This is a genomic window from Pseudomonas graminis (assembly GCF_004364335.1).
GTDB lineage: Bacteria > Pseudomonadota > Gammaproteobacteria > Pseudomonadales > Pseudomonadaceae > Aquipseudomonas > Aquipseudomonas graminis_D.
This window is the reverse complement of sequence record NZ_SOCR01000001.1, coordinates 299,079-311,359: the sequence shown is the minus strand read 5'-3', so window position 1 is coordinate 311,359 and position 12,281 is coordinate 299,079. Positions and strand designations below refer to the sequence as shown.

Below are 12,281 nucleotides of genomic sequence, written 5' to 3'. Positions count from 1 at the left end.
GGCTACCCTAGGGATTGAGGCGGAGCAGGTCAACAGGCAATCAGCTGATTGTCCCGGGAAACCAGTGCCTGCTGCATCATCCCGAGCCCTGTGGCCGCTTGGCCAACCATTCATCGCGGGTCAACTCCCAGAGCTCCAGAACCATGGCGCCAGACACAAAGTGGCCGTCCCGGCGCTCGATCAGTCGCATGCCTTCGCGCTGAGAAATCCTTCGTGATGCTTCATTGCCCGCCGCTTTGGGCACCTGCATCACCGGCCGCTGCAGGGTTTCGAACCAGAAGGCGTTGATCACCTCACACGCCTCCTGGATATAGCCCTGGCCACGCCACTGCGGCGCCAGCCAGAAACCCCTGTGGTTTTTGAGCTGATCGTGCAGGCTGATGCAGCCGATCACCCGCGCCGGTTCGCCGATCAGGCGTATCGTCCAGTGCCATTCACGCCCCTCTGCCACAGCAGGAAGCGCGACGTCGCGGAGGTAGGTCAGCGCGCCGTCTTCGGGGTAGGGCCATGGCACATGGCTGTCCAGATACCGGACCACTTCCCACTGGGGAAACAGCTGTTGAATCACCGGCGCATCGGTCAACAACAGTGGGGTCAGTATCAGTCGAGTCGTGTGAAGCGTCGGGCTGTCCATGCGGTTTCTCCCTGCAGGGGCACTGCCGATCCGGCGGGATGCACGCGCTGCTTTTCGTAGGACCGGCTTGGCCGGGAAGGGGCCAGCCGGGGTGCTGACGACGTTTGAGCCGATCACTGCCTCTCGATGCTATCAGATCGAACTCCTGCGAATCAGTCCCGGTCAGAGCATGACGGATACACCGTCAATCTCTACTCAGTTAGCGGCACTCGTTTGCCAAAGGACCTGATCATGCTCGCCAAGAAATACCTCCCTCATCTGCTGTTCACCGCAGTATGCGCAGTCAGCAGCTTTTCCTACGCTGCCGAACAGCCAAGCGTGACCATGGAGCGACCGGGCGCAGGGGTCAAGGAAATCAAGGAAGGCGACAACGCCCCTGACCAGTACCAACGTCCAAGCCTGGCCATCAAGGACTGGCGCGCACGTCACTTGGCCGCACCGGACGAGAATCAACAGTGGGTGGAAATCAAGGACAAATACGCGTTGATTGATATCCCGACCGGGACCATTAAACAGATGGTGCCGAAGGCAAAGGGTCACAAGTGACGCCATTGGCTGACACCCCATCCTCAGCCAACGAATGATGGCGTGACGTCTGACGCCTTCCCGGCTAAAGCCGGTCCCATTCAATGCGCGGTGTCTGCCAGCAATTTTGTAGCGCTGGCCGGTCGGGACCAGATGGCACTCTGTAGGAGCCGGCTTGCTGGCGAACCCGTTTGAACGCTCGCTGCGGCAGCGCTTGAACCATCGCATTCGCCAGCAAGCCGGCTCCTACAGTGATATTGCGTACATCCAGTGGGACCGGCTTCAGCCGGGAAGAGGCTCGTCCGACGCCCTCAAGGGCAAATCCCCATCCAGATAAAACTCATCCAGTTGTGGTGGCGGTACGCGTGTCCCGGACAGCATGGTGTGAACCTGTCCACGGTGGTGAATCTGGTGCTGGAACAGATGCAGCAACAGGCGATCCACTCGTTCCGGAACAATGCCCGTCGCTCGCATCACGCCAGCTCGACGACTCAGCGCGTGCTCATTCAGACCTTCGCAATAGGTAACAAGTCGGACGTCTGCCGCGGTTTGCAGCTGGAAGATTTCCGGCAGCGACAAACGCTCGGGCAGATCCTGTCGTTGACCTTCCGGATCAAACGTCAGCGCGGCCAGGTAGAACTGATCGACATCCAGTATGTGCCGCAAGGTCAGCTCGATCGAGGGGAAAAAACCTGTTCGCGGCGCCCGGAATTCTTCATCGCTTAACCCAAGGCATGCCGAGAGCAAACGCCGGTTCGACCACTGATTATTGTGTGCCTGCGCCAGATAGCTGTTCATCGATAGGGCCTGGGTGGAGCAATGAATGTAGTGAATTCGCGGGTGGTCAGTCACCCGGCGTTTCCCTCCCACCAGCGAAGGGCTGAGCGAAAAGTACCACGCAACCCCGTGATGCCCATCCGACGAAAGTCCCTGAACCGGTACTAACAATCACGAACTCCATCGGTCCAAGCTGTTCGCCGAACCGGTTGCGACAACGGGTTCACAGGTCGTCAGTATTCCAGGCAGGAGCAGCGCATGAGCATCATCCCCACTTTCGATATCCGCAATTACGGCGCCAAGGGCGACTCCGTTACTGACGATACCGTCGCCATTCAAAACGCAATTGATGCCGCAAACGCTGCGGGTGGGGGCAAGGTTTACATACCGGGCGGCACCTGGCTTGTCTCGGACAGCGACGGTTCGGGCAACGCCCTGGCACTGAAAAGCAACGTGACCCTCACCGGTGAGGGCGCAGGTGACAGCGTGCTCAAGCTGGCCGATGGTGCCGCATCGAACACCACCTCTCTGTTGGGCGTGGTAGCAGGCAGCACCGTGAGAGACGCGACCGTCAGCAATCTCTCGCTGGATGGCAATCAGGCCAACGGCGGCGGGCAGGTCAGTGGCTGGTCTCAGTCGGGGGCGAGCAGTACCAATCTGCTGATCGACGGCGTCACGGCGACGAACTTCAGTGGCAGCGGTTTCGACCTCACCGGCGCGTCGGTGCATTTGACGGTGCGCAACAGCACGGCCACAGACAATGCCGCCGACGGGTTTGTACTGGGCGGGTCGCTGGCCGCATTGACATTTCAGGACAACCGCGCCCTGGACAACGGCGGCAACGGTATCAATGTCGGCATGGGCGGCGTGGCGATGTCGCTCACCGACAACCTCGCGTCGGGCAACGCCGGCGACGGGATTCACGTCCACGAAGAAAGCGGTGTGGACACAGGCTTTTTCAGCGTCATCGGCGGCGACGTCTATGGCAACGGCGGCGACGGCGTGCACATGCGCGGCATCGAATACGGCGGCGTTTATCGCCTCGACATCCACGACAACGGCGGCTCGGGTGTCAATCTGCAAGGCACGACCCATATCGAGGTGTCCGATAACGTCATTCACGCCAATGCGCAGAGCAACGACGTGCCGGAAGTCGCAATCCGCAACCTGGGCAGCGACAACGGCACGCAGAACTTCGTCTACGACAACCTGATCACCGGCGGCGCCGGATCGACCTGGGGCGTGGCCGAGGTGCCGTCGGACGTGGCAAGCGCCGAAGGCAGCGTGATTTTCGGCAACGTCATCAACGGCACCCACGCCGGCGACATCAGCGCGGCGGGCAATGCAAGTCAGGTTTACAACAACAGCGATGTGCTGATCGTGCGCGGCAGTGCCGGCGCCGACACGCTGATCGGCAGCCGCTCGGACGAACTCATCAGTGGCGGGGCAGGGCGCGACCGCATTGATGGTGGCGCCGGTGACGATGTCATTCATGGCGGTGCAGGCGCGGACCGCCTCAGCGGTGGCAGCGGCAGCGACGTGTTTCGTTTCACTTCGGTCAGCGACAGCTACCGCACGGCGACCACGTCCTTTACTGATCGCATCACCGACTTCAACGACGCCAGCGACCGCCTCGACCTGACGCTGCTGGGATTGTCCGGCTTGGGCAGTGGCCACAACGGCACGCTGAAGGCGACGTATAACGCTGGCACTGACATTACTTACCTCTCCAGCCTGGACGCCGATGCCGCCGGCAACCGCTTTCAGCTGGCGCTGGACGGCAATCACGTGAGTACGCTGAGCGCGGCGAATTTCTTTTCGTCGATTACCGGCACGGCCAGTGACGACAAGTTGCTGGGCACCGCTGCGGATGACGTGCTGCTCGGCGGTGCCGGGCGCGATACGTTGTCAGGCGACGGCGGCGCAGACCGGCTGGTCGGCGGCAGCGGCGGCGACACGCTGACGGGTGGGGCCGGCGCGGATACCTTCGTCTATACCAACGTCAGCGATAGCTTGCGCAACGATGCCAGCGGCAGCTACGCGCAACGCGACCTGATCACGGATTTCAACAGCAACGGCCATGATCGCCTCGACCTCACCGCCTTGGGTTTCAAAGGCCTGGGCAACGGCTATGACGGCACGCTCAAAGTGGTGCTGAACCTGGCCGGTGATCAAACGGCGCTGAAGTCGCTGGAGCCGGACGCCGACGGTAACCGCTTTGAAATCCTGCTGAGCGGCAATCACCTGTATGACCTGACCGCCAGCAATGTGCTGTTCGCCAACCCGGACGACACGCGCACCGACTCGTCTCAGCCGCTGACTTCGGTGAACGCCACCGGTACCGCAGCCGCCGACACGCTGTATGGCGACTGGGGCAACGACACCTTGTTGGGTCTGGCGGGTAACGATGTGCTGGCGGGCAGCGTCGGCGATGACTTACTGGTTGGCGGTGCTGGCAGCGACAAGCTCACCGGCGGCTCCGGCGATGACACCTTCCGCTTCGATCACATCAGCGACAGCTACATCGGCGCGGCGGACCTGATCACTGATTTCACCACTGGCCACGACACGCTGGATGTTGCTGCGCTGGGCTTCACCGGCTTGGGCAACGGTCGCGACGGTACCTTGCAGGTCAGCTACAACGCCAACAGCGACCGCACTTACGTGCGCAGCAACGAAGGGGACAGCGCTGGCCAGAAATTCCAGGTCACCCTGGCGGGGGATTACAGCCACAGCCTGAAGGCCGAGGACTTTGCTTTTAGCGCGGCGGGGAATGCGGCCGAGATCAAGGTCGTGGGCGTGCCGGCAGCGATGGACCATGTGGTCTTATCAGACGCGTGAGGGAAGCGGCATCTGCGCGTTTGCCTATTGGCGGACGCGATTGCCCGCCATGAACGGTGCTGACACCCCGCAGACAATTGTACGAGCGCGCTTGCCCGCGAATGCGGTGTGTCAGCTGCGAATATGTCGCCTGGCGTACCGTGTTCGCGGGCAAGCGCGCTCCTACAGGGGGCGTACACCTTGTACCGCCTCACCCTGGTAACTTCAATCTGTCACACCCCCGCCCCAGAAATGCCACATTGACGCCGTAATGTCCTCGCCAATGAGATCGATCTCAAGCGAGTGATCATGAGTGACCTGAAAGACGTCGCACGGGTGGCCGGGGTTTCCAGAGCGACCGCCGCCCGCTGTTTCGCCTCCCCCGAAGTGGTGCGCCCGACGACCCGTGACCAGGTGTTCGCCGCCGCCCGTGAGCTGGGTTTTCGGCCCAATCTGCTCGGCCGCCAGCTGCGCCTGCAAACCACCCAGCTCATTGGCGTAGTCGTACCGAGCCTGCTCAATCCGGTGTTCGCTGAACAGTTTCAAGCCATGGAGCGTGCCGCGCGGTTGCGCGGATACAACCTGCTGCTGGCGACCACCGATTACAGCGCCGAGCGTGAAAGCGCAGTGGTTGAAGAGCTGCTGCGCCAGCGCGTCGATGGCCTGGTGCTCACTGTGACCGATGCCCACAGCAATCGCGTGCTGAAAAGCCTGAGCACTGAAGACACGCCCTTTGTCCTCGCCTATCACCAGCCCGGCAGCACCGAGTACAGCGCCGTCTCGGTGGACAACCGCGCCGGCATGGCCCTGGCCACGCGCTATCTGCTGGATGCCGGTCATCGACGCATCGGCATGGTCGCGGGGCCGACACTGCAGTCCGACCGGGCGCGGCAGCGTTATGCCGGCTACTGCGACGCCATGGGTGAACATTGCTTGAGCGCCATGCCCATCATCGAAATGCCCAGCCACACCCAGGCCGATTTCAGCGTACTCGCGTCGTTACTAGGAGGCACTCACGCGCCGACGGCGCTGGTCTGCTCCAACGACCTACTGGCGATCAGCCTCATCGCCGAACTGCGCCGCCAGGGATGGGCGGTGCCGCAGCGGCTGTCGATCATCGGTTTCGACGGCATTGCCATCGGCACTCAGATGCACCCGACCCTGTGCAGCGTGGTCCAGCCCGTCGCTGCGCTGGCAACCACCGTCATCGATCAACTGCTGGCGCAGATTGCTGGCGCCGCCCCGACTTCCCATTGCCTGCCGTGCCACATCCGGCCGGGCGAAAGTACTCAGCCCTTTGAGGAGACGCTCCATGACCCGCTTCAGTAAAACCCTGGCGGCCCTGCTGCTGTGTGGCGTGGCCAGCCTGACCCAGGCCGCCGAAACCGCGATTTGCTACAACTGCCCGCCGGAATGGGCGGACTGGGGCACCCAGCTCAAGGCGATCGCCGACAGCACTGGCGTGCAAGTGCCGCTGGACAACAAGAACTCCGGCCAGTCCCTGGCGCAGTTGGTGGCCGAGAAAGCCGCCCCGGTGGCGGACGTGGTGTATTACGGCGTGACCTTCGGTTTGCAGGCGCAAAAGGCTGGCGTGGTCGGCACCTACAAACCCAAGGGCTGGGAGCAAATTCCCGCCGGCCTGAAAGACCCCGAAGGCCACTGGTTCGCGATCCACTCCGGCACCCTCGGTATCATGGTCAATGTCGATGCACTGGGTGGCTTACCGGTCCCGCAAAGCTGGGCGGATCTGCTCAAGCCGGAATACAAAGGCATGGTCGGTTACCTCGATCCGTCCAGTGCCTTCGTCGGCTACGTCTCCGCCGTGGCGATCAATCAGGCCATGGGCGGCACCCTGGATAACTTCGCGCCGGCCATCGAGTACTTCCAGAAACTGGCGAAGAACGCGCCGATCGTGCCCAAGCAAACGGCCTATGCGCGAGTGCTGTCTGGCGAATTGCCGATCCTCGTGGACTACGACTTCAACGCCTACCGCGCCCGATACAAGGACAAGGCCAACGTCGCCTTCGTTATCCCGAAAGAGGGCAGCATCAGCGTGCCCTACGTGATGAGCCTCGTCGCCAACGCGCCCCATCAAGCCAACGCCGAAAAGGTGCTGGACTTTGTCCTCTCCGACCAAGGCCAGGCGCTGTGGGCCAAGGCGTACCTGCGCCCGGTGCGGGCCATGAAGATGCCGGCTGACGTGGCCGCGCAGTTCCTGCCGGACAGCGACTACGCTCGCGCCGGCGTGGTGGATTACCAGCACATGGCCGACGTGCAGGAAGCCTTTGCCGCGCGTTACCTGAGCGAGGTCAAGTAAGTGAGCAGCACGGTGTTGAAGGCGCAGAACGCAGGCGCCAGCGGGTCGACGAAGTGGCATCTGCGCCCGACGGCCGCTTGGGCGCTGGCACCTGCAGCGGCCGTGTTGGCAGCATTCTGGCTATTGCCGCTGGCGCACCTCATCTTGCTCGGCGGACAGCAACGGGACGGCGCCGGCAGCGGCTATTGGCAAGTGCTCAGCAGCCCGCAGTACCTGGGTAGCCTGGCGCAAACCTGCGTGCTCGCTGCCGTGGTGACCCTCGCCGCGCTGCTGGTCGGCGGCATCACCGGCGTGTTTCTCGCCCGCCAGCGCTTTTTCGGCCGCACCACACTGGTGGCGCTGCTGACCTTTCCCTTGGCGTTTCCCGGCGTAGTGGTGGGCTTTCTGGTGATTTTGCTGGCAGGGCGGCAGGGGCTGTTCGCCATGCTCGGGCTGAAACTGGCGGGTGAGCGCTGGGTGTTCGCCTACTCCCTGGCGGGGCTGTTCCTCGGCTATCTGTACTTCTCGATTCCCCGAGTGATCCTCACGATTATGGCCGCCTGCGAAAGCCTCGACCGCAGCCTGGAAGAGGCCGCGCATTCCCTGGGAGCGGGGCACTGGCGCGTGGTGCGTGACGTGATCATTCCAGGGCTGGCACCGGCTTTGGTGTCCTGCGGCGCGATCTGTTTTGCCACATCCATGGGCGCGTTCGGCACGGCGTTCACCCTCGGCACCCAGCTGAATGTCACCCCTGTGGCGATCTACAACGTGTTCACCAATTACGCCAACTTTACCGTCGCGGCGGCGCTGTCGGTGGTACTGGGCGCGCTGACCTGGGCGGTGTTGCTGCTCGCGCGGCGCATGGTCAAGCAATCGGGGACGGTCCTGTGAAACGCTCATCGCTGTTCATCGCGCAGTTGCTGTTCACGCTGCTGGTCTGCGCCTTCATGCTGGTGCCGGTGCTGATGTCGTTGGTGGCCGGGCTGACCCGCAATTACTTTCAGGGCGTGTCCAGCGGCTTGACCTTCGACTGGATCGCGCAAGTCTGGCAGGCCTATTCGCCCACCGTCTGGCTGTCGCTGCAACTGGCGCTGGCCTGCGCGGTGTGCGTCTGCGTGATCGGCGTACCCGCCGCCTATGCACTGGTGCGGATGAACAACCGCTTCAGTCGCGCCTTCGAGGAATTGATGGTCTTACCCGTGGCCATGCCGGGCCTGGCCAGCGCCCTGGCCCTGCTGCTGACCTACGGCCAGTTCGGCAGTTTTCGCAGCAGTTGGCTGTTCATCCTCGTCGGCCACGTGCTGTTCACTTTGCCGTTTCTGGTGCGCCCGGTGATGGCGGTGATGCAGCGCCAACACCTGCCCGTGCTGGAGGAGGCAGCCGCCAGTCTCGGTGCCGGACCGCTGCGACGGTTCTTCAGCGTCGTGGTGCCCAACTGCCGGGCGGGGATTCTCGCCGGCGTGCTCATGGTGGTGACGCTGTCCCTGGGCGAATTCAACCTGACGTGGATGCTGCACACGCCCATGACCAAAACCCTGCCGGTGGGTCTCGCGGACAGTTACGCCTCGGCGCGGCTGGAAGTGGCCAGCGCCTACACCCTCATATTTCTGTTGATGATCGTGCCGCTGCTGGTGGCGTTGCAGGCCATCAGCGCGCGCCTTTCCCGTGGAGAGCAAAGATGACTGGAACCACGCTGCGCCTGATCGGCTGCCGCAAGGCCTTCGCCGACGGCACTGTCGCCGTTCACGACCTCAACCTGACCATCGAGGCAGGGGAGACCCTGGCGATTCTCGGTCCGTCCGGCTGCGGCAAAACCACGACCCTGCGGATGATCGCCGGGCTGGAACGGCCGGACGTCGGCCAGGTGTTGTTCGGTGATCAGGACGTCACCCGGCTGCCCATCGAGCGCCGCGACGTCGGCATGGTCTTCCAGAACTACGCGCTGTTTCCCAACCTTTCGGTGGAAGGCAACATTGTTTATGGGCTGAAGGTACGCGGCATATCGGTTGTCGAGCGCAGCAAGCGCTGCGCCGAGTTGCTGGAACTGGTCGGCCTGCAAGAACACGCCAAACGCGGCATTCATGAGCTGTCGGGCGGACAGCGTCAGCGAGTGGCATTGGCCCGTGCCCTGGCGCCACGGCCGAAAGTCCTGCTGCTCGATGAACCGCTGGCGGCACTGGACGCGCAACTGCGGGAACGCTTGCGCAGCGAACTTGATCAGCTGTTGCGCGGCCTCGGCATCACCTCGGTGTTCGTCACCCACGATCAGGGCGAAGCCATGGCCCTCGGCGACCGGATTCTGGTCATGCAGCAGGGGCGCATCGCCCAGCTCGGCACCCCGCGGGAAATCTATCAGCAGCCTGCCAACCCCTTCGTGGCCGGTTTCGTCGGCAATCTCAACGCCTTCTCGGTGGCGGCCCGTACCGTCAATGGCCTGAAAGTCAGCGGCGGCGAATTGCCCTGGAGTGAGGCGGGTGCGCCGTCCACCGTGTACTGCCGGCCCGAGCATCTGCGGGTGGTGAAGCGTGAAGGCCACCTGCACGGGCGTCTGCTGGGCCAGTTTTTTCAGGGCGCTCAGAGCCGCTTGCTGATCGAGGTCGGCGCCGCGCAACCGTTGCTGGTCGACAGCGCCGATAACGTCATTCATGCCCCGGGCGACCTCATCGCTCTGGCCGTCGAGCCGCAGGCGTTGTTCGCCCTGCATCCGTGAGCATTGGTTTTGGGTGGGTCAATTTTGAGTCTTCCGTTTCTCATCGCGCAGATCAGCGATCTGCACCTCAAAGCCGGCAACAAGCTGACCTACGGCGTGGTCGACACCCTCGGCGCCTTGCGTCGCGCGGTCGACCATCTGAATGCCAGCATGCCGCGCCCGGACATCGTGGTGATCAGTGGCGACCTGGTGGATTTCGGTCGGCCGGACGAATACGCCGTCCTGCATCCCGAGCTGGCGCGTCTGAGCATGCCTTATTACCTTGTGCCCGGTAATCACGACGTCCGCGATCACCTGCTGGCCGAATTTGCCGATCACGTTTACCTGCCGCTGTGTCCCAAGTCACCCCTGGATTGGGTCGTCGAGGAGCACCCGGTGCGCCTGATCGGTCTGGACTCGACGATCCCCGGCGCCCACGGCGGGCAAGTGCTCGACAGTCAGATGGCCTGGCTGGATGACGTGCTGGGTCGGCGTCCCGAGGTGCCAACCCTGCTGATCATGCACCACCCGCCGTTTGTCACCGGCATTGGCCACATGGACCGCGAAGCGTTCGTCAACGGCGCGGCGCTGGAGGAGGTGATCGCCCGTCACCCGCAAGTTGAACGTGTTCTGTGCGGCCATCTGCATCGGCCCATGCAGCGGCGCTTCGCCGGCAGCATCAGTTGCACCTGCCCGGGCACTTCGCACCAGATCGTGCTGGACCTGCGCGACGACGCCCCGGCGCATTTCAACCTTGAGCCGGCGGGCTACCTGCTGCATCGCTGGGAAGCGGAGCAGGGGCTGGTGACCCACAACGGCGTGTTCGGTGATTACCCGGGGCCGTACCCGTTTTATGACGCGCAGGGGTTGATCGATTAAGCATGGCCCATCCCTGAGGGTTGCCCAAGCACCATGGCCTGGCGGCGCCCCAGTGCTCTGTGGGCGCCAGTGGATGCCGCGAGGCCGAAACCTCATTTCCATAATGGGTCTATAGTCGTTCTATAATTCCCTATAAACGGGTATTCCCCGCCTATCTATAATGGGTCTATAGTCGCTCTATATTTACCTATAGAGCTGCGCAGAGATCTACAGATGCCTGGAATCTTCTATCACCGTCCTGAGTTGGCCACCCGACTCTCCAAACTGATCATGCAGATATCCGTGGGCAGTTCCGCCAGCTCCGGCGTCTTCCTGGCGGCGCCACGGCGTACCGGCAAATCCACCTTCGCCCGTGAAGACCTGCGCCCTGCGCTGGAGAAGGCGGGGGCGATCGTGCTGTATGCCGACCTCTGGCAAGACCTGACCAAAGACCCCGGCCTTGTCATCGTGGAAGCGATCCGCGAAGCAGTCGGTCGTAACGACGACTTCATCGCACGGCTGGCCAAGGCTTCCGGGATAGAAAAGGTCGCCGTTGGCGGCTTGAATTTCAGTCTGGATAAAATCGGCCTCGGCAAAGACATCGACCTCACCACGGCGCTGGTGGCGCTCTCCGACGAATCGCAGAAGCTCATCGTTCTGATGATCGATGAAGCGCAGCACGCGATTACAACCGAGGCGGGCGTGGCAGCGCTGTTCGCGCTCAAAGCGGCGAGGGACGAACTCAACAGCTCCCGGCACCATGGCCTGCGCATCGTCTGCACCGGCTCGAACAGGGACAAGCTGGCCATGCTGCGCAACAGCAAGGATCAGGCGTTCTTCGGGGCATCAATGGTGCCGTTCCCGACGCTGGATCAAAACTACATCGACTGGCTGTGCGCCAACATCGATCTGCCATCCCCGCTCGATCCGGCAGAAGTGTTCCAGCTGTTCAAAGAAAGTGGCTATCGACCCGAATTGCTCGGCGCAGCCGCTGATGCCATTCGCTTCGACTTTTTCATTGACCCTGAAAACGTACGTGAGCGGTTTGCCGAGCTGGTTCGGGCGCAGGCGGATGAATTGAATGCGAACCTCAAGAAGGTGATCCACAGCCTCACTCCGATCCAGTCTGCCGTGATTCGCGTGATGGGCAGCATGGGCGACAGCTACGCCCCGTTTGAGGCGCCCACCATGGCGTTGTACGCCACAGCGATGAAGCTGGCAGGCATCCCGGAAAGCGACATCAAGGTTGAGGTGCCGGGCGTGCAACAAGCGCTCATTGCGTTGCAGGAAAAGAACCTGGTCTGGAAGGCTTCACGGGGTGTATACGCGGTGGATGAGCACGTGATCGTTGATCTGCTTCGCGCCGACGGGCTGCTGGAAGGCTTGTAGCCTCGCGGCAGCCCGCAATGGTTACCTCTTGAGGGCTATGGCCTCCTGGACAAGGCACTCAAGGGCGAACTGCTCGGTGTAGGTCATCTGAATGGGCGTTGTTTCGCCCTTGACGGTTCTTTCGCCGTCCAGGATGTAGCGGATGCGTTTGTCAGTGACACCGATACGCTTGGCGATCCACGAAGGTGTTTGGCCAATCCGCGAAATCAGCTTGTCAGCGTATTCGGTGGAAGGGTTATAGAGTTCGGCGTTGGGTGTCATGTGACGTCCAGATAGAGGTTAGGCAATGTGTG

The 12,281-nt window shown here is 62.5% G+C and carries 12 protein-coding genes; 9 read left to right on the top strand and 3 right to left on the bottom strand.

Features of this window, described 5'->3' with window-relative positions; translation table 11 throughout:
- Positions 1–76: 76 nt before the first annotated feature.
- Positions 77–634, bottom strand: a complete 558-nt coding sequence (locus EC919_RS01330) for a GNAT family N-acetyltransferase (protein ID WP_133770471.1) — start codon at positions 632–634, stop codon at positions 77–79.
- A gap of 231 nt (positions 635–865) precedes the next feature.
- Here EC919_RS01330 and EC919_RS01325 point away from each other — a divergent pair, with 231 nt between their 5' ends.
- Entirely contained in the window at positions 866–1,180 is a 315-nt protein-coding gene (locus EC919_RS01325) for an RcnB family protein (RefSeq protein ID WP_166650461.1), read from the top strand.
- A 261-nt stretch (positions 1,181–1,441) separates the two neighbouring features.
- On the opposite strand, the gene EC919_RS01320 is transcribed toward EC919_RS01325, so the two are convergent.
- Positions 1,442–1,957, bottom strand: coding sequence for a DinB family protein (locus tag EC919_RS01320; RefSeq protein WP_133770467.1), 516 nt, complete (start codon positions 1,955–1,957; stop codon positions 1,442–1,444).
- 237 nt (positions 1,958–2,194) lie between these two features.
- Here EC919_RS01320 and EC919_RS01315 point away from each other — a divergent pair, with 237 nt between their 5' ends.
- The 8 genes from EC919_RS01315 (at position 2,195) to EC919_RS01280 (ending at position 11,988) form a co-directional block, all read left to right on the top strand.
- The gene (locus EC919_RS01315; RefSeq protein ID WP_133770465.1) at positions 2,195–4,777 is read left to right on the top strand and encodes a M10 family metallopeptidase C-terminal domain-containing protein; all 2,583 of its coding nucleotides are present in this window, start codon (positions 2,195–2,197) and stop codon (positions 4,775–4,777) included.
- A gap of 288 nt (positions 4,778–5,065) precedes the next feature.
- On the top strand, positions 5,066–6,085 hold the full coding sequence (locus tag EC919_RS01310) for a LacI family DNA-binding transcriptional regulator (protein WP_133770464.1): 1,020 nt from the start codon (positions 5,066–5,068) through the stop codon (positions 6,083–6,085).
- Positions 6,069–7,073 (top strand): ABC transporter substrate-binding protein, encoded by a 1,005-nt coding sequence (locus EC919_RS01305; RefSeq protein WP_133770462.1) that lies wholly within the window; start codon positions 6,069–6,071, stop codon positions 7,071–7,073. The genes EC919_RS01310 and EC919_RS01305 overlap by 17 nt, the downstream gene beginning before the upstream one ends.
- A gap of 12 nt (positions 7,074–7,085) precedes the next feature.
- Positions 7,086–7,943 (top strand): ABC transporter permease, encoded by an 858-nt coding sequence (locus EC919_RS01300; RefSeq protein ID WP_243842187.1) that lies wholly within the window; start codon positions 7,086–7,088, stop codon positions 7,941–7,943.
- The gene (locus EC919_RS01295; RefSeq protein ID WP_133770458.1) at positions 7,940–8,734 is read left to right on the top strand and encodes an ABC transporter permease; all 795 of its coding nucleotides are present in this window, start codon (positions 7,940–7,942) and stop codon (positions 8,732–8,734) included. Before EC919_RS01300 ends, EC919_RS01295 begins: the two co-directional genes overlap by 4 nt.
- Positions 8,731–9,762: an ABC transporter ATP-binding protein gene (locus EC919_RS01290; RefSeq protein ID WP_133770456.1), complete on the top strand. Its 1,032-nt coding sequence runs from the start codon at positions 8,731–8,733 to the stop codon at positions 9,760–9,762. Before EC919_RS01295 ends, EC919_RS01290 begins: the two co-directional genes overlap by 4 nt.
- A 24-nt stretch (positions 9,763–9,786) precedes the next feature.
- On the top strand, positions 9,787–10,620 hold the full coding sequence (locus tag EC919_RS01285) for a phosphodiesterase (RefSeq protein WP_133770454.1): 834 nt from the start codon (positions 9,787–9,789) through the stop codon (positions 10,618–10,620).
- Between the two features lie 213 nt (positions 10,621–10,833).
- Positions 10,834–11,988 carry an ATP-binding protein gene (locus tag EC919_RS01280; protein WP_133770453.1) on the top strand — a complete coding sequence of 385 codons (1,155 nt, stop codon included), beginning with the start codon at positions 10,834–10,836 and terminating at the stop codon, positions 11,986–11,988.
- A gap of 21 nt (positions 11,989–12,009) precedes the next feature.
- On the opposite strand, the gene EC919_RS01275 is transcribed toward EC919_RS01280, so the two are convergent.
- Complete coding sequence (locus EC919_RS01275; RefSeq protein ID WP_065988840.1) at positions 12,010–12,249, bottom strand: hypothetical protein; 240 nt, start codon at positions 12,247–12,249, stop codon at positions 12,010–12,012.
- Positions 12,250–12,281 lie beyond the last annotated feature (32 nt).